The organism is Streptomyces sp. CG4, assembly GCF_041080655.1.
In the GTDB taxonomy this organism is placed as follows: domain Bacteria; phylum Actinomycetota; class Actinomycetes; order Streptomycetales; family Streptomycetaceae; genus Streptomyces.
The window spans coordinates 2,305,574-2,323,983 of sequence record NZ_CP163525.1 but is presented as its reverse complement, the minus strand read 5'-3'; the positions used below and the strand labels follow the sequence as shown (position 1 = coordinate 2,323,983).

The window sequence follows — 18,410 nt, the reverse complement described above, 5'->3', positions numbered from 1 at the left end:
TCGTGGGCCCCGGCAGGTGCGTGGGCTGCTCGTGCAGGGGCGCGCGGGAAGAGCGGCGGGATGACGGGGGAACGGTGGACGACTGCACGGAGGATGTTGGGCGGCGGCTCGCGGCGCGGTTCGAGGCGGACCGGCCGCATCTGGCCGCCGTGGCCTACCGGTTGCTCGGCTCGGCCACCGAAGCCGACGACGCTCTGCAGGAGGCCTGGCTGCGGGCCCGCGAGACCGACCTCGACGAGATACGGAACCTCACCGGCTGGCTGACCACGGTGGTGACCCGGGTCTGCCTCAACCTGCTGCGGGCCCGCCGCAACCGGCGCGAGGAGTTCCTCGACGCCCAGGACGGCGCTCACGACACCGCCCTCGACGCCGCCCTCGAAACTCCGGCCTTTTCCGCCGAGGCCGGCGACCCCGCCCGGGAGGCGTTGCTGGCCGACGAGGTCGGGGTGGCGCTGCTGGTCGTCCTGGACACCCTGAGCCCGGCCGAGCGGGTCGCCTTCGTGCTGCACGACATGTTCGCCGTGCCCTTCGAGGAGATCGCCCCGCTGGTCGAGCGGACCCCGGCCGCCACCCGACAGCTGGCCAGCCGGGCTCGCCGCCGCGTCCAGGGCCGGCCGCCCGCGCCCGCCGCCGACGCCGTACGCAGGCGCCGGGCCGTCGAGGCGTTCCTGGCCGCCACCCGCGGCGGTGACTTCACGGCCCTGGTCGCCCTGCTCGACCCGGACGTGGTGCTGCACGCCGACGCGCTGGTCGTGCCCACACCCGCCCCGATCACGGTGCGCGGTGCCGAGCCCGTCGCCCAGGGCGCGATGGCGGCCATGGCTCGTGCCCAGTTCACCGGACTCGCCCTGCTGGACGGCGAGTTCGGCCTGGTCATGGCGCCGTACGGGCGGCCGCGCCTGGTGCTGGCCTTCGCCTTCGGTACGGACGGCCGGATCACCCGGATCGCGGTCGTCGCGGAGCCGGAACGCCTGGGCGGGACGGAGATCGCGGTCGTGGGCGCGGCGCAGGAGGGAGCCGGCGGGCCCGGCGAAGTGGCCCAGTGAATCGGGAGCTGATTGGCCCGCCCCACTGCGCCACCGCGCGACTAGCGTTGCCGTCATGACGTACCGCGACACCGCCGACGGCACCGCTGCCGACTCCGCCCCGACCCGCGTCGACTTCTTCTTCGACCCGGCCTGCCCCTTCGCCTGGATCACCTCCCGCTGGATGCTGGAGGTCGAGCGCCTGCGCAGGCTCGACCTCCGGTTCCGGGTGATGAGCCTGTATCTGCACAACGACGGCAACGAACTCCCCGACTGGTACCGGGACTTGGTGGACCGCTCCATCGGCCCGGTGCGGGTCGCCGTGGCCGCCGCCGAACGGCACGGGGAGACGGTGCTGCGCGACCTCTACACCGCGTTCGGCACCCGGATCCACGAACGCGGGATCAAGGACTTCGACCAGGTGATCGCCGAGTCGCTGGCCGAACTGGGGCTGCCCGCCGACCTGTTGATCGCAGCCGACGACCCGTCGTACGACGACGCGCTGCGCCGCAGCCATGCGGCCGGTGCCGAGCCGGAGTCGGGCGGCTATGTGGGTACGCCGACCCTCCACGTCGACGGCACGGTGTGGTTCGGCCCCGTGCTGCGCGCCGTGCCGCGCGGTGCCGAGGCGGCCGAACTCTTCGACAGCTTCCGGGTGCTGGCCCGCCACCCCGACCTCTTCGAACTCAAGCGCACCCGCACCGGCGCCCTTCGCTTCGACTGACCCAGGAAGCCCAGTGGCCGATAACCGCCCCTCAAACGGAACGCGTTCGCGGATCGTGTGACACACGGTCCGTGACCGGCGCAGAACGAAGAGCCGCCACGTTCCGACGTCACAGGGGAGCGCCGGACCGTGGCGGCCCCCCCTATCACGCCTCCGGCCCCCGAGGCCAGCGCTCACCGAACTACGCGACAAACCCAGGGGAGCGTCCCTAGGGTGAAGCGCGCGGACGGCCGGAGAGGGGGCGGATGAGCGTGACGGGCAGAGCGGCACCGGTGCTGCCGCGGTACCGCGGGCACGGGGCACCCCGGCGGCCGGGTCCGGGCATCGATCGCAGGCGGCCGAGCCCAGACGTCGGCCGTGCATCGGACGCCCGGCACGCGCGCGTGTCCGTGCGCCAACGCGCGGTCCCCGACCGCCGACGCGCCTGCCGCGGAGTGGCCGTGCCGGTCACGGTCCTCGGAGCAGTCGTACCGGTGGCGGTCCTCGCAACGGTCGTATCGACCGCGGTCCGCGTCGGTCTCCGGGACGCGGTCAACGGACACCGTTCACCCGGATGGGTGGCGGTTTTCGGCCCACTCGGCGCCCGAGCGGCCCCCGCGGCCGGCACAGCCGGGCCATGCGCACTCCCGCTGGAACCGGCCGGCGAGGCCGCGCCGCACCAGCGCGAATGCGCCAACATCCGGCCCCGCTCCATCCGCCCCCGTGCGGGCGAGGCCGCCCGCACCCAGCCGTTCCTCGGCAGGACCGGCAAGAACGAACAGGCGCCCCGCGCCCCCGGCAGCCACGCGCATCTCCACCCCGAGGTGACGCAGGCCGTTCCGGGGACGCCGGGCGCCGGCCTGGCCCATCGGCCGACCGTCCAGCCTCCCTGCTGCACACGGGAGTTGGGCGCGTCCGTGATGTCGCCGAGCGGCGTCGTCACCCCCGGCAAGGCGTTCCAGGCCGCCGGCACACACACCCTCAACATCGGTAACGTCAGCGGCAGCTTCGGCAACCGGCGCCCCATCGCCAAGGGCGGCCGGCAGACGCCCGGACCCCGAGGCGCATCCGCGCCCCCGTGCGGCCAGGGCCGCAGGAATCCCGGCCGCCCATGCCGAAGCCAACCCCCCACACCTGCAGGCCCCTTGGGTCCACAAGCGAGGACAGGACATGAGCACCTACAACTTCGGAAACGCAGGCGGCCCGGCCAACTTCGGTGACTTCGGCCGTTTCGACATGGACGGCACACCCGACCTCGAAACCCTCATGGCCGTGGCCGACCGGCTCACGGAGGCACTGCGGGCCGAGTACCCGGGGATCATCGGGTACGGAGAGGTCATCCAGGCCGAGCTGGCGCTGTCCGCCGAGGACGGCCTGCCGCCCAACCGGGGCCGGATCCGCACCGCGCTGGAGAACATCGCCATCGCGGCGGGCGCCGGTACCGGCAGCCTCACCTTCACCCGGCACCTCACGCACGCATTCGACCTGTGACCGCCGGAGCCCCGCCGCCACGGGGCTCCGCCCGCAGTCGCCGGAGCGGTCAGACCCGCCGGAGCGGTCAGGCGCCCAGCGCCGCCAGAGCCGGCCGGCGTGCCGCGTCGTAGCGCTCCAGGAGCACCCGCGCCACCTCCGGCGCGGGCCCGAGCACAGCCGCCCGTACGTCCGCCTCGGCCGCGCCCCGCGCGATGCGGTCCGGGAGGAAGCCGGGGGCCAGGACGTACGGCGCGACGGCGACCCGCTCGCAGCCGAGGGCGCGCAGCTCGGCCACGGCGTCCTCGGTGCGGGGCAGGGATGCGGAGGCGAACGCAGGCCGCACGGCGCACCAACCGGTGTGCCACCACTCCCGCGCGATGTCGGCGATCACTGCGATCGCCTCCGGGTCGGAGGACCCCGCCGAGGCCAGTACGACCCCGGTCGAGGACTTGTCGGCGGGCGTCAACCCCGCCTCGTACAGCCGCCGTTCCAGTGCCGACAGCAGCAGCGGGGACGGGCCGAGCACGTCCGCCTGCCGGATCCGCAGCCGGGCCGGCGCCGCCCGCAGTACGGCGGGGATGTCGGCCTTGGCGTGGAAGGCGCGGGTCAGCAGCAGCGGCAGGGCGACGACGTCCCGTACGCCCTCCGCCGCGAGCGACTCCAACACCCCGTCCACGGACGGGACGTTGAAGTCCAGGAAGCCGGTCTCGACGCGCAGCCCCGGACGCAGCGACCGTACCCGCTCCACCAGAGCGTGCACGGTCGCGGCGTGCCGTGGATCACGGCTGCCGTGGGCGATGACGAGAAGGACCGGGGCGCGCATGTCAGCCCTTCACCAGCAGGCCGCGGCTGCGCAGCACCCACCGCTCCAGCGGGCTGAAGATCAGCAGGTCGATGGCGATGCCGACGAACAGGATCAGGAAGATCGCCTCGAACACCATGGACATGGAGCTGGCGTTGCGGCCGTTCTCCAGCAGCGCACCCAGACCGATGCCCAGGTCGGGGGAGGAGGCGATGATCTCCGCGGCCATCAGCGAACGCCAGGAGAAGGCCCAGCCCTGCTTCAGGCCCGCCAGATAGCCCGGCAGCGCGGCCGGCAGCACGATGTGCCAGGCGCCCTTCAGGCCGGTCGCCCCCATCGTGCGGCCCGCCCGCAGGAACAGCGGCGGCACCTGGTCGATGCCGGAGACCAGGCCGTTGGCGATGGAGGGGACGGCGCCCAGCAGGATCACCGCGTACATCATCGAGTTGTTCAGGCCCAGCCAGATCACCGCGGGCGGCACCCATGCCACCGACGGCAGCGACTGCAGACCGGAGAGCACCGGACCTATGGCCGCGCGCAGGAACTTCACCCGGGCCACCAGCAGGCCCAGCGGGGTGCCGATGGCCAGCGCGAACAGGAAGCCCAGCAGACCGCGCGAGACGCTGGTCCAGATGTAGTCGAGCAGTGTGCCCTGCAGCCAGGCGGTCTTGAACTCGTTGCCGACGTCGGCGGGCGAGGGCAGCTTCGTCGGATCGCCGACGATCTTGAAGGAGATCAGTGCCTGCCACACCGCCAGCACCACCAGCGTGGCGACGATCGGCGGCAGGATCTTGTTGGCGAAGGTCTGCCGGAAGGGCGTCCGGCCGGTGACGGCGGTCTCCAGAGCGTCCAGGCCCGCCTCGACGCTTCCCGCGTCCGCGGGGGTCCTGGTCTCAGTGCTGGCCATGGCGGCGGATCTCCCCACGCAGGACTTCGGTGATCTCCAGGGACAGTTCGGCGACCGGCGCGTCCTCGATGCGCCGCGGCTGCGGGATGTCCACCTGCCACTCGCGTGCCACCCGGCCCGGCCGGGACGACAGCAGCACGACCCGCTGCGCGAGCCGCACCGCCTCGCGCACGTTGTGCGTGACGAACAGCACCGACAGGCCCGTCTCCGCCCAGATCCGGGTCAGTTCGTCGTGCAGCAGGTCACGGGTGATGGCGTCCAGCGCGGCGAACGGCTCGTCCATGAGAAGCAGTTGACTGTCCTGGGCGAGCGCACGGGCCATCGCCACGCGCTGGCGCATGCCGCCGGACAGCTCGTGCACCCGCTTGCCGTACGCGCCCTGCAGCCGGACGAGTTCGAGGAGGCGCTCGGCCCGCTCGCGCCGCTCGTTCTTGGGAACTCCCCGGAGTTTCAGGGCGAGTTCGATGTTCTTGCCCGCGGTCAGCCACGGGAACAGGGCGTGCTCCTGGAACATCAGAGCCGGCCGCCCGTTGGTCGTGATGCTGCCGGCGGAGGGCCGGTCGAGCCCCGCCACCAGGTTCAGCAAGGTCGACTTGCCGCAGCCCGAGGCTCCCAGGAGGGTGACGAACTCGCCCGGCGCGACATCGAGGCTGATGTCGTCCAGGACGAGCTGCTGCCCGCCGGGTCCCGGAAAGGACTTCGAGACGTGCTCGATGCGCGCCGCATGGTCTACGGACTCGGCGGCCTCGGCGAAGGTTGTGGCCATGGTCGTCACCTCCTGGGAACTCATCGGCTACGAGGGCTACTTGACGCCGAGACCGGCGTCGCTGACGGTGGGGCGGCCCTCGGCCTTGAGGACCTGGTTCAGGAGGGTGAGGTCATAGATGCCGTCCAGCTTCGGCTTGTCCAGGAGACCGGCCTTGACCGCGTGCTGCGCCTCGGAGTCCAGGGTCGCGGCCAGCGGATCGTCCGTGAACTGGATGGACTTCCACGCCGGGTCGAGGACCTTCGCCGGCAGTGCCTTGCCGGAGTCGTCCGCCAACTGCTTGTTCGCGGCGGTCTTCGCCGCGTCCGGGTTGGCGTTGATCCACTTGTTGGTCTCGGCCGAGGCCTTCAGGACCGCCTCGACGGCCTTCGGGTGCTGCTTCAGGAAGTCCTGCCGCACGATGATGTTCGTGATCACGAACTTCTTGTCCGGCCACAGCGACGACTCGTCCAGCAGCACCTTGCCGCCCTCGGCGACCAGCTTCGACGCGGTCGGCTCCGGCACCCAGGCGCCGTCGATGGAGCCGGACTTGAAGGCGTCCGGGGTCACCTTGTTGTCGGTGCGGACCACCGACACGTCGCCCTTGCCGCTCTGCGCGTCGACCTTCCAGCCCTGCGAGGAGATCCAGTTGAGGAACGCCACGTCCTGCGTGTTGCCCAGCTGCGGGGTCGCGATCCTCTTGCCCTTGACGTCCTGCAGGGACTTGATCTTCTTCGGGTCGACGACCAGCTTCACGCCGCCCGACGCCGAACCGCCGATGATGCGCAGGCTCTTGCCGTCGGACTTGGTGTAGCCGTTGATCGCGGGGGAGGGGCCGATCCAGCCGATGTCGATGGCGCCCGAGTTGAGGGCCTCGATCTCGGACGGGCCCGCGTTGAAGAGCTGGTACTTGGGCTGGGTGGCGCCCAGTTCCTTCTGGAAGATGCCCTGTTCCCGGCCGACCAGCGCGGTCGCGTGGGTGAGGTTCCCGAAGTAGCCGATCTTCACAGAGTCGAGGCCGTCGATCTTCTTGGCCCCGGCGGCCACCTTGGCGCTGTCGTCGTTCTTGGAATGGGACCCGTAGCCGCAAGCTGCGAGTGCGAGCAGGGGGAGTGCGGCGAGCACGGCTGTGCCGCGGCGGATGAGCTGTGAGCGGTTGGCAGGCACGGGAGGTGTTCCTCTCGTTGGCCCGGCGGTCACGGTCTCTCAGGTCGTGGCCGGGAGTTCGGCAGGGGTCTTCGTCGCAACCGGGACGTCGGGTGGGGGGTGAGGGCGCGCAAGCGGTGCGCGTACGTCAGCGCACACATCGTGCGACCCCGCCCTGCCCGCTGCCGAGGGCGCCGCTGCCGATGCGGCCGCCCTCCTTCGCGAACGTCGAGTAGACATCGGTCGTCGTCATGGTCAGAAGTCCCAGCCGTCGTCGTCGGCCGCGTCCTTGACCGGCTCGGGCGTGGCGAACGACTCGCCGACCATGCCCGCGGTCAGCGTGGTGCCGTCGCTCGGGTCGATCAGGATGAAGGAGCCCGTGCGGCGCGAGTCGGCGTAGGAGTCCACCGGAAGCGGCTCGGCGGTACGGATCTTCACCCGGCCGATGTCGTTGGCGACGAGCTGTCCCGGGTGCGGGTGCAGGGACAGGTCGTCCAGAGTCAGCCGGGACGGGATGTCCTTCACGATCGCCTTGACCGTGCGGGTGCCGTGCTTGAGCAGCACCCGGTGGCCGACGGTCAGGGGCGCGTCGGCGACATGGCAGACCGTGGCCTCGACGTCCTGTGTGGTGGCCGGGGCGTCCTTGGTCGGGACGATCAGGTCGCCGCGCGAGACGTCGACGTCGTCCGTGAGCAGGACGGTCACCGACTGGGTGGTCCAGGCCACGTCGACCGGTTCGCCGAGGAGGTCGATGGCGGAGATGGTGGTGGTGCGGCCGGAGGGCAGGATGGTGACCGGGTCGCCGACGCGGAACGTGCCGGCCGCGATCTGGCCCGCGTAGCCCCGGTAGTCCGGGTGCTCGGCGGTCTGCGGCCGGATCACGTACTGCACGGGCAGCCGGGCGTGGCAGTGCGCCAGGTCGTGGCTGACCGGGACAGTCTCCAGGTGTTCCAGCACGGTCGGGCCGCCGTACCAGTCCATTTTCGCGGACGGCTCCACCACGTTGTCTCCGGCGAGCGCCGAGATCGGGATGGCGGTGACCTCGGGGACGCCCAGTTCGGTCGCGTACGCCGTGAACTCCTCGGCGATCGCGGCGAACACGCTCTCCTCGTACGCGACGAGGTCCATCTTGTTGACGGCGAGGACGACGTGCGGGACGCGCAGCAGGGCCGCGATCGCGGCGTGGCGCCGGGTCTGCTCGACCACGCCGTTGCGGGCGTCGACGAGGATCACGGTCAGCTCGGCGGTGGAGGCGCCGGTGACCATGTTGCGGGTGTACTGCACATGGCCCGGTGTGTCGGCCAGGATGAAGCGGCGGCGGGGGGTGGCGAAGTAGCGGTAGGCCACGTCGATGGTGATGCCCTGCTCACGCTCCGCCCGCAGGCCGTCGGTGAGCAGCGCGAGGTCCGGGGCCTCCTGGCCGCGGCTCGCGGAGGCCCGTTCCACCGCCTCCAGCTGGTCGGTGAGGACCGACTTGGAGTCGTGCAGCAGCCGGCCGACGAGCGTGGACTTGCCGTCGTCGACGGAGCCGGCCGTGGCGAACCGCAGCAGGGTGGTGGCCGAGAGCTCCTCGGTCGTGATCGTGCTCATGTCTAGAAGTACCCCTCGCGCTTGCGGTCTTCCATCGCGGCCTCGGAGAGCTTGTCGTCGGCACGGGTCGCGCCGCGCTCGGTCAGCCGGGAGGCAGCGATCTCGGTGATGACCTGGTCCAGGGTCACCGCGTCGGAGTCGACGGCGCCGGTGCACGACATGTCGCCGACGGTGCGGTAGCGCACCTGCCGCTTCTCGACACGCTCGTCGTCCTTGGGCCCGCCCCACTCGCCGGCCGTCAGCCACATCCCATTGCGCTGGAACACCTCGCGTTCGTGCGCGAAGTAGATCTGCGGCAGCTCGATGTCCTCGCGGGCGATGTACTGCCACACGTCCAGTTCGGTCCAGTTGGACAGCGGGAACACTCTGACGTGCTCCCCGGGGGCGTGCCGGCCGTTGTACAGGTTCCACAGCTCGGGCCGCTGGCGGCGCGGGTCCCACTGCGAGAACTCGTCACGCAGTGAGAACACCCGCTCCTTGGCGCGGGCCTTCTCCTCGTCCCGGCGCCCGCCGCCGAAGACCGCGTCGAACTTCTCGGCCTGGATCTTCTCCGTGAGCGGGAGGGTCTGCAGCGGGTTGCGGGTGCCGTCGGGACGTTCCTTCAGCACACCGCGGTCGATGTAGTCCTGGACGGAGGCCACATGGAGGCGCAGCCCATGGGCAGCCACCACATGGTCCCGGTACTCAAGAACCTCAGGGAAGTTGTGTCCCGTGTCCACATGGAGCAGCGAGAACGGCACGGCCGCCGGCGCGAACGCCTTCAGCGCCAGGTGCAGCATGAGGATGGAGTCCTTGCCGCCGGAGAACAGGATCACCGGGTTCTCGAACTCGCCCGCCACCTCGCGGAAGATGTGCACCGCCTCGGACTCCAGCGCGTCCAGGTGCGAGAGCGCGTACGGAGCGCCCGTACCCTCCTCGGCCTCGGCAACGGTCGTCGTCATGCCAGTCCCCTCTCGGTGAGCAGCGCGTGCACCGACGCCGCCGACTCCTGCACGCTCTGGTGCTGCGACTCGATCCGCAGATCCGGCGTCTCGGGCTCCTCGTAGGGGTCGTCGACCCCGGTCAGCCCGGTCAGCTCACCCGCGGCCTGCTTGGCGTACAGGCCCTTCACATCGCGTACGGAGCACACCTCGACCGGGGTCGCCACATGCACCTCGACGTATGCCGTGTCGTTCTCCTGATGCCGCTTGCGCACCGCGTCGCGGCTGTCCGCGTAGGGGGCGATCACCGGGACGAGCGCCGTGACGCCGTTGCGGGCGAGCAGTTCGGCGACGAAGCCGATCCGCTGCACGTTGGTGTGCCGGTCCTCGCGGGAGAAGCCGAGGCCTGCGGAGATGAACTCGCGGATCTCGTCGCCGTCGAGCACCTCGACGCGCCGGCCCTCGGCGCGCAGCCGGCCGGCCAGCTCGTGCGCGATGGTGGTCTTGCCGGCGCTCGGCAGACCCGTGAGCCAGACGGTGGCTCCGCTCGTCACGTCGTTCTCCTGAATCTGATGGTTCGTCATCCGTGCAGCCCGCACTCGGTCTTGGCGCGCCCGGCCCAGCGGCCGGCCCGCGCGTCCTCGCCCGCAAGGACCCGCCGGGTGCACGGGGCGCAGCCGACGGAGGCGTAGCCGTCCATCAGCAGCGGGTTGGTGAGGACACCGTGTTCGGCGACGTAGGCGTCCACGTCGTCCTGCGTCCAGCGGGCGATCGGGGAGATCTTGACCTTCTGCCGCTTCTCGTCCCAGCCGACGACCGGGGTGTTCGCCCGGGTCGGGGACTCGTCGCGGCGCAGCCCGGTCGCCCACGCCTGGTAGCCCTTCAGCCCCTCTTCCAGCGGCTTGACCTTGCGCAGCGCGCAGCACAGGTCGGGGTCGCGGTCGTGCAGCTTCGGGCCGTACTCGGCGTCCTGCTCGGCGACCGTCTGCCGCGGAGTGAGCGTGATGACGTTGACGTCCATCACGGCCGCCACGGCGTCGCGGGTGCCGATGGTCTCCGGGAAGTGGTAACCGGTGTCGAGGAAGACGACGTCCACACCCTTGAGCACGCGCGAGGCGAGATGGGCGACGACGGCGTCCTCCATCGACGAGGTGACGCAGAACTTCGCGCCGAAGGTGCCCACCGCCCACTGCAGGATCTCCAGGGCGGAGGCATCCTCCAGGTCACGGCCCGCCTGCTCGGCGAGCGCCCGCAACTCGTCCGCCGTACGGTCTTGCTGAACCATCGTCATATCCGGTCGTCCCCTCCGCTGTCGGCTCGCCGAAGACCCCGGGCCAGCAGCCCGAGGAACTTCAGCTGGAATGCGCGGTTGCAGGCCCCGCATTCCCAGGCGCCGTGACTCCCTTCCAGAGCTTCGCTCGGCCGAAGGTCCTCGTCGCCGCAGTAGGGGCAGTAGAACGGTGCGGCGCGCTCGCTCATGACAGCGCCTCCTCGGAGGCACGCGCCGCCCAGGTGGCGAACCGCTCGCCGGCCTCGCGCTCGGCCTGGTAGCGCTTGAGGACCCGCTCGACGTAGTCGGGCAGCTCGTCCGAGGTCACTTTCAGGCCGCGCACCTTGCGGCCGAAACCCGGCTCCAGGCCGAGTGCGCCGCCGAGGTGCACCTGGAAGCCCTCGACCTGCTCGCCCTTGTCGTTCAGGACCAGCTGGCCCTTGAGACCGATGTCCGCGACCTGGATACGGGCGCAGGCGTTCGGGCAGCCGTTGATGTTGATCGTGATCGGCTCGTCGAAGTCCGGGATGCGGCGCTCCAGCTCGTCGATCAGCGCGATGCCGCGCGCCTTGGTCTCCACGATGGCGAGCTTGCAGAACTCGATGCCGGTGCAGGCCATCGTGCCGCGCCGGAACGGGGACGGGCTGACCGAGAGGTCCAGCGCCTCGAGACCGGCCACCAGGGACTCGACCTGCGCCTCCTCGACGTCCAGCACGATCATCTTCTGCTCGACGGTGGTGCGGACCCGGCCCGAGCCGTGTGCCTCGGCGAGATCGGCGATCTTGGCCAGCAGTGTGCCGTCGACCCGGCCGACGCGCGGCGCGAAACCGACGTAGAACCGGCCGTCCTGCTGCCGGTGCACACCGACGTGATCGCGCCAGCGCTCCACCGGCTGTGCGGGCGCCGGGCCGTCGGTCAGCTTCCGCTTCAGGTACTCGTCCTCCAGCACCTGGCGGAACTTCTCCGCGCCCCAGTCGGCGACCAGGAACTTCAGCCGGGCGCGGGTGCGCAGCCGCCGGTAGCCGTAGTCACGGAAGATCGAGATGACGCCCTCGTAGACGTCCGGGACCTCGTCCAGCGGGACCCAGGCGCCGAGCCGGACGCCGATCTTCGGGTTGGTGGACAGGCCCCCGCCGACCCACAGGTCGAAGCCGGGGCCGTGCTCGGGGTGGACGACACCGACGAACGCGACGTCGTTGATCTCGTGCGCCACGTCCAGCAGTGGCGAGCCGGAGACCGCCGACTTGAACTTGCGGGGCAGGTTCGAGAACGCCTTGTTGCCGATGATCCGGCGGTGGATCTCCTCGACGGCCGGGGTGCCGTCGATGATCTCGTCCGCGGCGATGCCGGCGACCGGGGAGCCGAGGATCACGCGGGGCGTGTCGCCGCAGGCCTCGGTGGTGGACAGGCCGACCGCCTCGAGCCGGTCCCAGATCGCGGGCACGTCCTCGATCCGGATCCAGTGCAGCTGGATGTTCTGCCGGTCGGTGATGTCCGCGGTGCCGCGCGCGAACTCCTGCGAGATCTCGCCGATCACCCGCAGCTGCCGCGTCGACAGCCGCCCGCCGTCGATGCGCACCCGCAGCATGAAGTACTCGTCGTCCAGCTCCTCCGGCTCCAGGATCGCGGTCTTGCCGCCGTCGATTCCCGGCCGGCGCTGGGTGTACAGCCCCCACCAGCGCATCCGGCCGCGCAGGTCGTTCGGGTCGATCGAGTCGAAACCGCGCTTGGAGTAGATCGTCTCAATGCGTGTCCGCACATTGAGACCGTCATCGTCCTTCTTGAACTGCTCATTGCCGTTGAGCGGGGTGAAGTGACCCACGGCCCACTGACCCTCACCACGGTGACGGCTCACCTTGCGGCGGGGCGCGGAGGCGGCGGGGTTCGGCGGGGTGGCGGCCATGGTTCTACGTCCTTCGGGACCGGTGGGCATCAGCTCTGACCTGCATAGGCGCGCGCACGCGGGCAGGCGTGCGCGTCCTTGCGCAAGAGGAATCAGGTGCGGGGGGTTCTCGGCGGTGCTGGGCGTCAGCTCGCCGGACAGATGGCGCTGGACATGCGGCCGAGGTCGACGTGCCGCCGACTCACCAAGGCAATTCCAGTTCCAGACATGACGGAAGCGTGTCACGGCAATCTGGACAGAGTCCAGCTTCGTCCGTCATGTGGACACCCTTGTCCCGGAATATGGGACGAGGGTGTCGTCGCTCACATGTGCCGCACGACGGCTTGTCCTGGCTGGTCAGGCGGGGTATCAGGCGGGACGGGCGCCGGGCCAGGGCCCCGGCGTGGCCACGTCGGGCTCCAGCTCGACCTTGGTGTCGAACAGCTGGAAGCCGCGCCGCCGATAGTTGTCCATGGCGAACTCGCCGTCCTTGCTGCACGTGTGCAGCCATACCCGCTTCGTCGGCGTCCGCCGCGGCCATCGCTCGGCCAGGTCCCAGGCGCGCGCCGTGCCGTAGGACAGCAGGTGGCCGCCGATGCGCCGGCCGCGGAAGGCGGGGATCAGCCCGAAGTAGACGATCTCGACCGCACCCTCGTCCTGTGGCTCCAGCTCCACATAGCCGGCCGGGGTGCCCCGGTCGTAGGCCACCCAGGTCTCCACGCCGGGCCGGTCCAGATACTCCTGCCACCGGGCGTACGTCCAGCCGAGCCGGTCGGTCCAGCGGATGTCGCCGCCGACCGAGGCGTACAGGAAGCGGCTGAACTCGGGGGAGGGGACCTCGGCCCGGACGATCCGGACCTCGCCCTCGGGCGCCGCGGCCGGCAGGAGGTCGCCCGGCGACGTCTGCTCCAGGGACCAGGTGGTGACAGGGACGCTGCTCATGCGGGCCAGGGAATCATCCCGCCGACCGGTCTGTCGATCGACCGGTCGTCCCGGGCATCCCGGGGGCGGCAGGGACGGCAGGGGTGGCCCGGGGTTGGTCGGCCGCCCCGGGCCCGACCGGATGATCGGCTCGGAGCGAGCCGGCCCCGGTCACCTCAGTGAGCGGTCCAGCTCGGCCAGGGGTATGGCGAAGAGCATGCGGTCGGAGAGGGACCACACCTCGCCCGTCTCCTGCCAGTAGGACAGGGACGCCGTCGACTGCGCCCAGCAGCGGTGTGAGCTGTCCGCGCCGCAGTGGGCCGCCTTCGCGCCGCCGGTGTCCTGCCGCCACAGCCCGCCGTGTCCGTCCCGCGAGTCGGGCAGACGTCCCACATACCAGGACGCGGCTTCCGCCTCGGGCTGCCAGTAGGACAGCACGCCCCGGATCCCGGCCGCCCGGGTCCGATACGCCTCCACCGGCTCCACCCGGCCCGCGGCGTCCGTGGCGAGCAGCCCGCCGCGCGCGGGACTCGTGCTGAACGTGTAGCGCCACAGCCGGGCGTTGCGGTCGCCGTCCGGCGCGGTCCACTCCGCGGCGACCAGGCTGTCCGGCGCGGTGCCCCGGTCCAGAGCCAGCGCGCCGGGGCAGGGCGGGCCGAGACGGGCGCAGCGGCCCGCGGTGAACCGGTACGAGCCGACCGCGGGCATCACATACCGGTAGCCGCCGGCGGACCAGCCGCCGGGCACCCGCCCGATCGCGGGCCCGTCGACGCTGGTGCGCTGGATCCGGTCGAGGTCGTAGACGTACAGCGCGTCGGCGCTGCCGGTCCTGGTGGTGACCAGCAGCTTGCCCTCGTGCCAGACCATGCCGGAGATCGCCGAGGACAGGCCCCGGTAGTCACGGCCGTCGTCCACCGGCACCACCAGCAGCACCCAGCGGTAGGCGAGGCGGGCGGGGTCGTCGGCGTCCACGAAGGCGACCCTGGCCAGACCCCGCTCGGCGGCGGGGCCGCTCGTGGCGCTGTGGGTCCAGCCGGCCAGGACGACCCGGTGGGTGCCCCAGACGCCGTCGTCGTCGGCGTCCCCCGAGGTGGTCACCGACGCCGGCCGCCAGTCGGTGCCGGTGGTGTCGGCCGGGTCCCAGCAGTAGGCGCGGGCGGCGGCCGGGGTCACGGGCAGGGACGCGCGGGCGGCGGCGGAACAGTGGGCGGACGTGCGCATCTCGCGGTCGGCGCTCGCGAGGACGGCGCCCACGCCGACCGGGCGGCCCATCGCGGCCGACAGCCGGTCCAGCGTGCGCGCGGGGACCAGTCGCTCCTGGAGCCGGAGCGGCGCGGTGTCCGCGGGGGAGGACAGCGGCCTGAGCGCGCCGGGGCTGTCGGTGACGTCCGCCTGGGACACGCTGATCAGGGTGGCGGCCGCGGTGAGCGCGAGCGCGGTCCCGGTCAGGAACGCCCGTAGTGCGGCGCCGCGCCTGCGCCGGCGGTGTCTGCCACGATGCTTCATGTCGTCCCCTTTTCCGGGACTCCTTCGCCGCCGAGGCACGCCGACCGGTGGCGGACCAACTGCGCCTGCTGATCCGTACGTTGACGTGAGAAGCGGTTGGGGAGGCCCCCTAGGGGATGCTACGGCAGCAACGGTCCGCGCAGGGCCGAGACCCCGCAAATATGCGGAAGAATCGCTCACCGGGACCCGGACGCGCCGCCCTGTGCGCCTGTCCGCCGTCGCGCGATCGCCGGTGCCGTCGAGGAAGGCAGCAGGTCACGAGGGTCCTCGGGGAGCAGCGTCTCGATCTCCGCGTCCTCGCGGAAACGATACGGCCGATGCTGGAGAAGTTCCCCGAAGTACCGCCGGATCCGCGACATCTCGGCCCGCACCGTCACCGTGCGTGACGGATCTCCGAACAGATCCCCGGCCAGGTCCGCCGCACCCCGGCCGGAGCGGTGCACGGCGAGTAGATACAGCAACTCGGCATGCCGCGGGCTCAGTTCACGCGACCAGGGCCCCGCCGAACCGGACACCGTCAGCGTACTGCGGCCCGGCCTGGCCAGGTCCAGCACGATCCGCGTGACGGTGCCGAGCGGCTCCTCCGCCGCCCGCAGCAACCAGCCCCCGGCCAGCGGCTCCACCGCGCACGAACCCAGCGACGGCAGCCACCGGCGCCCCGGCGCCAGCGACTTGGGCAGCGCCACCCGCCGCACGTACGGCATCCCGGACACGGCGGCCGACCAGCCGTCGCGGTCCACCACCAGCGCCCGCCCGTCCAGCCGGGCCAGCACCGGCGCCGCCACCGACCGCAGCCGCTCCAGAGCGTCCACATGCAGTTCCCGCAGCCGCGCCTCGGCCAGCTTGGCCACCGAGTCCACCCAGGCGAGGGTCGCCGGATGCATCGTCTCCAGCGGTCCGCTGATGTCCACGACCCCGATCAGCCGCCCGTCCCTCGGGTCGGTGATCGGCGCGCCCGTGCAGGTCCAGGAGGCGTGCGAGCGGACGAAGTGCTCGGCGGCGAAGACCTGTACGGGCCGTCGTACGACCGCAGGGGTGCCCACGCCGTTGGTGCCGACGACGTCTTCCCGCCAGTCCGCGCCGAGTTCGAAACCCAGGCCGTCCGCCTTGCGCAGCACCGGCGAGGCCCCCTCCCGCCACAGCACTCGCCCGTCGGCGTCCGCGACGACCATGATGTGCTGCGCCACGTCGGCGACCGAAAGCAGCCCCTCGCGCAGCACCGGCAGCACCGGCCGCAGCGGTGACTCCTCGCGCCGGCGCCGGACTTCGTCGGAGGACAGCAGGCCGGATCTGAAGTCGTGATCGGGATCGACACCGCTGCGCAGCATCCGTCCCCAGGACTGCTCGATCACCGGACGCGGCGCGATCCGCGCACGCTGACCGGCAAGTGTGGCGTCGCGTACCTCGCTCAGCAGCCGTGCCGCCTGTGTCGCGTCCACAGCGGCCAGGCGCGCCACGTTCAACGGCGGGTTCACCACGGGGGCCTCCCGAAAAGGGCTTCGAACATACTTGTCAAGCCGTGACGGGTGGCGGTTTCCGGTCCGGCTGTGCCTCTCATACTGCCGCTCCGAGCAGGCCGGAGGCACACACTCGGCGCACGTGCGCCGACAAGTTGCAACCCCCTGCAACCCTGGTGGACGGTCGGTGGGTGGCCGAGACTGGTCGCGTCCGAGGGCTCAACGGGCCCAGGTGGTGGGGGTGGTGCCGTGTCGGCGCAGCACCACCCCCACCGGGGGCTCGGCCGGATTCGCGGTTCCGGGTGCCTGGTGGGGGTGCGGTGGCGGGTGCGGGTCCGTTTCGGACGGGGCGCGCAGTTCCCCGTGCCCCTGGGTGGGACACCGCGCCCCTGGCTTCACGAGACCGGGCGTGCCCGTTCGACCATCACTTTCAGGTCCAGGCCTGTGGGCAAGGTGCCGAAGGATGCCCCGTGGTCGCCGCCCAGTCGCGCGGCGCAGAAGGCGTCCGCCACCTCCGGCGGAGCGTGGCGGACCAGCAGCGACCCCTGGAGGACGAGCGCGAGCCGTTCCGCGAGCCGTCGGGCGCGGCCCTCCACGGCGTCCAGGTCGGCGAGTTCGGTGAAGAGGTCCTTCACGGCGCGGTCGAGGCGGTGGTCGGCGCCGTGGGCGCGGCCGATCTCGGTGAGACAGGCGTCCAGCGCGGCCGGCTCGCGCTGCAGCGCCCGGAGCACGTCCAGCGCCTGGACGTTGCCGGCGCCCTCCCAGACGGAGTTCAGCGGGGACTCCCGTACCAGCCGGGGCAGGCCCGACTCCTCGACGTACCCGTTGCCGCCCAGGCACTCCGCGGCCTCGACCGCGACGGGCGCACAGCGCTTGGTGATCCAGTACTTGGCGGCGGGGATCGCCAGCCGCAGGAAGGCGCGCTCCTGCTCACCGCCGTCGTCGTAGGCGGCCGCGAGCCGCAGGGCGAGGGTGGTCGCGGCCTCGGACTCCAGCGCGAGGTCGGCGAGGACGTTGCGCATCAGCGGCTTGTCGAGCAGCCGGCCGCCGAAGGCCTCCCGGTAGGTGCAGTGGTGGATCGCCTGCGCCACCGCCTGTCGCATCAGGCCCGCCGAGCCGAGCGCGCAGTCCAGCCGGGTCGCCGCGACCATCTCGATGATGGTCCGCACCCCGCGCCCCTCCTCGCCGACCCGGCGCGCCCAGGTGCCCGCGAACTCCACCTCCGCGGAGGCGTTGGAGCGGTTGCCCAGCTTGTCCTTCAGTCGCTGGATGAGGAAGACGTTGCGGGCGCCGTCGGGCAGGACACGCGGCACCAGGAAGCAGGTGAGGCCCTCCGGGGCCTGGGCGAGCACCAGGAACCCGTCCGACATCGGTGCCGAGCAGAACCACTTGTGCCCGGTCAGCGCGTAGGTGCCATCCTCGGCGAGCGGCCGGGCCTCGGTGGTGTTCGCGCGGACGTCGCTGCCGCCCTGCTTCTCGGTCATGCCCATGCCGAAGAGGGCGCCGGACTTCTGCGCGGCGGGCCGCAGCTCACGGTCGTAGAGCGTGGACGTCAGCCGCGGCTCCCACTCGGCGGCGAGCCCGGGGTCGGTGCGCAGCGCGGGCACGGCCGCGTGGGTCATCGACAGCGGGCAGCAGTTTCCCGCCTCGACCTGGGTCCAGACCAGGAATCCGGCGGCGCGGCGGACATGCCCGGACGGCCGGTTCCAGGCGGCCGTCAGACCCGCCGAGACGCCCTTGCCGAGCAGCCGGTGCCAGGCCGGATGGAACTCGACCTCGTCGATCCGGTGGCCGTACCGGTCGTGGGTGCGCAGCCGCGGCGGGTGCTCGTTCGCCTGCACCCCCCACTCCTGCAACTGCGCCGAGCCCGCGGCGCGGCCCAGCAGGGACAGCTCCGCACGCACCTCGTCGAGCACGTCCGGACCGCAGTGCCGCTCCACGGCCGCCACCAGGGCCCGGTCGGCGGTGAAGAGGTCGTGGCCGACCAGCGGGGGCGGCTGGTTCGTCACGGTGTGGGTGGGGGTGCCTGCCATGATTGCGAACCTACCCGGGACAGCAGTGGT

The 18,410-nt window shown here is 71.8% G+C and carries 18 protein-coding genes; 3 read left to right on the top strand and 15 right to left on the bottom strand.

What is annotated here, in order from left to right; all coding sequences use genetic code 11:
* Positions 1-74 precede the first annotated feature (74 nt).
* The 3 genes from AB5L52_RS10625 to AB5L52_RS10615 all read left to right on the top strand — a co-directional run bounded on the left by AB5L52_RS10625 (position 75) and on the right by AB5L52_RS10615 (position 3,219).
* Positions 75-1,046, top strand: coding sequence for a sigma-70 family RNA polymerase sigma factor (locus AB5L52_RS10625; protein ID WP_369363592.1), 972 nt, complete (start codon positions 75-77; stop codon positions 1,044-1,046).
* A 55-nt stretch (positions 1,047-1,101) separates the two neighbouring features.
* Positions 1,102-1,749 (top strand): DsbA family protein, encoded by a 648-nt coding sequence (locus tag AB5L52_RS10620; protein ID WP_369363591.1) that lies wholly within the window; start codon positions 1,102-1,104, stop codon positions 1,747-1,749.
* Positions 1,750-2,898: 1,149 nt separating this feature from the next.
* Positions 2,899-3,219 carry a hypothetical protein gene (locus AB5L52_RS10615; RefSeq protein WP_351015191.1) on the top strand — a complete coding sequence of 107 codons (321 nt, stop codon included), beginning with the start codon at positions 2,899-2,901 and terminating at the stop codon, positions 3,217-3,219.
* A gap of 67 nt (positions 3,220-3,286) precedes the next feature.
* On the opposite strand, the gene AB5L52_RS10610 is transcribed toward AB5L52_RS10615, so the two are convergent.
* The 15 genes from AB5L52_RS10610 to AB5L52_RS10540 form a co-directional block, all read right to left on the bottom strand.
* Positions 3,287-4,024 (bottom strand): sirohydrochlorin chelatase, encoded by a 738-nt coding sequence (locus AB5L52_RS10610; RefSeq protein WP_351569253.1) that lies wholly within the window; start codon positions 4,022-4,024, stop codon positions 3,287-3,289.
* Between the two features lies 1 nt (position 4,025).
* A complete protein-coding gene (locus AB5L52_RS10605) occupies positions 4,026-4,910 on the bottom strand; it encodes an ABC transporter permease (RefSeq protein ID WP_351569250.1) in 885 nt (294 codons plus the stop codon).
* Entirely contained in the window at positions 4,897-5,700 is an 804-nt protein-coding gene (locus tag AB5L52_RS10600) for an ABC transporter ATP-binding protein (protein WP_369363590.1), read from the bottom strand. The genes AB5L52_RS10605 and AB5L52_RS10600 overlap by 14 nt, the downstream gene beginning before the upstream one ends.
* A gap of 12 nt (positions 5,701-5,712) precedes the next feature.
* Positions 5,713-6,822, bottom strand: coding sequence for an aliphatic sulfonate ABC transporter substrate-binding protein (locus AB5L52_RS10595; protein WP_369363588.1), 1,110 nt, complete (start codon positions 6,820-6,822; stop codon positions 5,713-5,715).
* A 234-nt stretch (positions 6,823-7,056) separates the two neighbouring features.
* Positions 7,057-8,391: a sulfate adenylyltransferase subunit 1 gene (locus AB5L52_RS10590; protein ID WP_369363586.1), complete on the bottom strand. Its 1,335-nt coding sequence runs from the start codon at positions 8,389-8,391 to the stop codon at positions 7,057-7,059.
* Between the two features lie 2 nt (positions 8,392-8,393).
* Positions 8,394-9,332: a sulfate adenylyltransferase subunit CysD gene (gene cysD / locus AB5L52_RS10585; protein WP_369363584.1), complete on the bottom strand. Its 939-nt coding sequence runs from the start codon at positions 9,330-9,332 to the stop codon at positions 8,394-8,396.
* On the bottom strand, positions 9,329-9,865 hold the full coding sequence (gene cysC / locus AB5L52_RS10580; RefSeq protein WP_351015172.1) for an adenylyl-sulfate kinase: 537 nt from the start codon (positions 9,863-9,865) through the stop codon (positions 9,329-9,331). The genes cysD and cysC overlap by 4 nt, the downstream gene beginning before the upstream one ends.
* Before the next feature lie 26 nt (positions 9,866-9,891).
* A complete protein-coding gene (locus tag AB5L52_RS10575) occupies positions 9,892-10,602 on the bottom strand; it encodes a phosphoadenylyl-sulfate reductase (protein WP_369363581.1) in 711 nt (236 codons plus the stop codon).
* On the bottom strand, positions 10,599-10,790 hold the full coding sequence (locus tag AB5L52_RS10570) for a hypothetical protein (protein ID WP_351015166.1): 192 nt from the start codon (positions 10,788-10,790) through the stop codon (positions 10,599-10,601). Before AB5L52_RS10570 ends, AB5L52_RS10575 begins: the two co-directional genes overlap by 4 nt.
* On the bottom strand, positions 10,787-12,484 hold the full coding sequence (locus AB5L52_RS10565) for a nitrite/sulfite reductase (RefSeq protein WP_369363579.1): 1,698 nt from the start codon (positions 12,482-12,484) through the stop codon (positions 10,787-10,789). Before AB5L52_RS10565 ends, AB5L52_RS10570 begins: the two co-directional genes overlap by 4 nt.
* Before the next feature lie 125 nt (positions 12,485-12,609).
* The gene (locus AB5L52_RS10560) at positions 12,610-12,693 is read right to left on the bottom strand and encodes a putative leader peptide (protein ID WP_309486338.1); all 84 of its coding nucleotides are present in this window, start codon (positions 12,691-12,693) and stop codon (positions 12,610-12,612) included.
* Between the two features lie 139 nt (positions 12,694-12,832).
* Positions 12,833-13,405: a GNAT family N-acetyltransferase gene (locus AB5L52_RS10555; RefSeq protein ID WP_369363577.1), complete on the bottom strand. Its 573-nt coding sequence runs from the start codon at positions 13,403-13,405 to the stop codon at positions 12,833-12,835.
* Between the two features lie 150 nt (positions 13,406-13,555).
* Positions 13,556-14,890, bottom strand: coding sequence for a hypothetical protein (locus tag AB5L52_RS10550; protein ID WP_369363575.1), 1,335 nt, complete (start codon positions 14,888-14,890; stop codon positions 13,556-13,558).
* Positions 14,891-15,066: 176 nt separating this feature from the next.
* Positions 15,067-16,368 (bottom strand): GAF domain-containing protein, encoded by a 1,302-nt coding sequence (locus AB5L52_RS10545; protein ID WP_369363573.1) that lies wholly within the window; start codon positions 16,366-16,368, stop codon positions 15,067-15,069.
* A 374-nt stretch (positions 16,369-16,742) separates the two neighbouring features.
* Entirely contained in the window at positions 16,743-18,380 is a 1,638-nt protein-coding gene (locus AB5L52_RS10540) for an acyl-CoA dehydrogenase family protein (protein WP_369363572.1), read from the bottom strand.
* Positions 18,381-18,410: the final 30 nt, after the last annotated feature.

Excerpts from the sequence above, each read along its gene's own strand:
- AB5L52_RS10620 (WP_369363591.1), top strand. The coding sequence starts at position 1,102 with ATGACGTACCGCGACACCGCCGACGGCACCGCTGCCGACTCCGCCCCG.
- AB5L52_RS10615 (WP_351015191.1), top strand. The coding sequence starts at position 2,899 with ATGAGCACCTACAACTTCGGAAACGCAGGCGGCCCGGCCAACTTCGGT.
- AB5L52_RS10610 (WP_351569253.1), bottom strand. The coding sequence starts at position 4,024 with ATGCGCGCCCCGGTCCTTCTCGTCATCGCCCACGGCAGCCGTGATCCA.
- AB5L52_RS10605 (WP_351569250.1), bottom strand. The coding sequence starts at position 4,910 with ATGGCCAGCACTGAGACCAGGACCCCCGCGGACGCGGGAAGCGTCGAG.
- AB5L52_RS10600 (WP_369363590.1), bottom strand. The coding sequence starts at position 5,700 with ATGAGTTCCCAGGAGGTGACGACCATGGCCACAACCTTCGCCGAGGCC.
- AB5L52_RS10590 (WP_369363586.1), bottom strand. The coding sequence starts at position 8,391 with ATGAGCACGATCACGACCGAGGAGCTCTCGGCCACCACCCTGCTGCGG.
- cysD (WP_369363584.1), bottom strand. The coding sequence starts at position 9,332 with ATGACGACGACCGTTGCCGAGGCCGAGGAGGGTACGGGCGCTCCGTAC.
- AB5L52_RS10575 (WP_369363581.1), bottom strand. The coding sequence starts at position 10,602 with ATGACGATGGTTCAGCAAGACCGTACGGCGGACGAGTTGCGGGCGCTC.
- AB5L52_RS10570 (WP_351015166.1), bottom strand. The coding sequence starts at position 10,790 with ATGAGCGAGCGCGCCGCACCGTTCTACTGCCCCTACTGCGGCGACGAG.
- AB5L52_RS10565 (WP_369363579.1), bottom strand. The coding sequence starts at position 12,484 with ATGGCCGCCACCCCGCCGAACCCCGCCGCCTCCGCGCCCCGCCGCAAG.
- AB5L52_RS10560 (WP_309486338.1), bottom strand. The coding sequence starts at position 12,693 with ATGTCTGGAACTGGAATTGCCTTGGTGAGTCGGCGGCACGTCGACCTC.
- AB5L52_RS10555 (WP_369363577.1), bottom strand. The coding sequence starts at position 13,405 with ATGAGCAGCGTCCCTGTCACCACCTGGTCCCTGGAGCAGACGTCGCCG.
- AB5L52_RS10550 (WP_369363575.1), bottom strand. The coding sequence starts at position 14,890 with ATGAAGCATCGTGGCAGACACCGCCGGCGCAGGCGCGGCGCCGCACTA.
- AB5L52_RS10540 (WP_369363572.1), bottom strand. The coding sequence starts at position 18,380 with ATGGCAGGCACCCCCACCCACACCGTGACGAACCAGCCGCCCCCGCTG.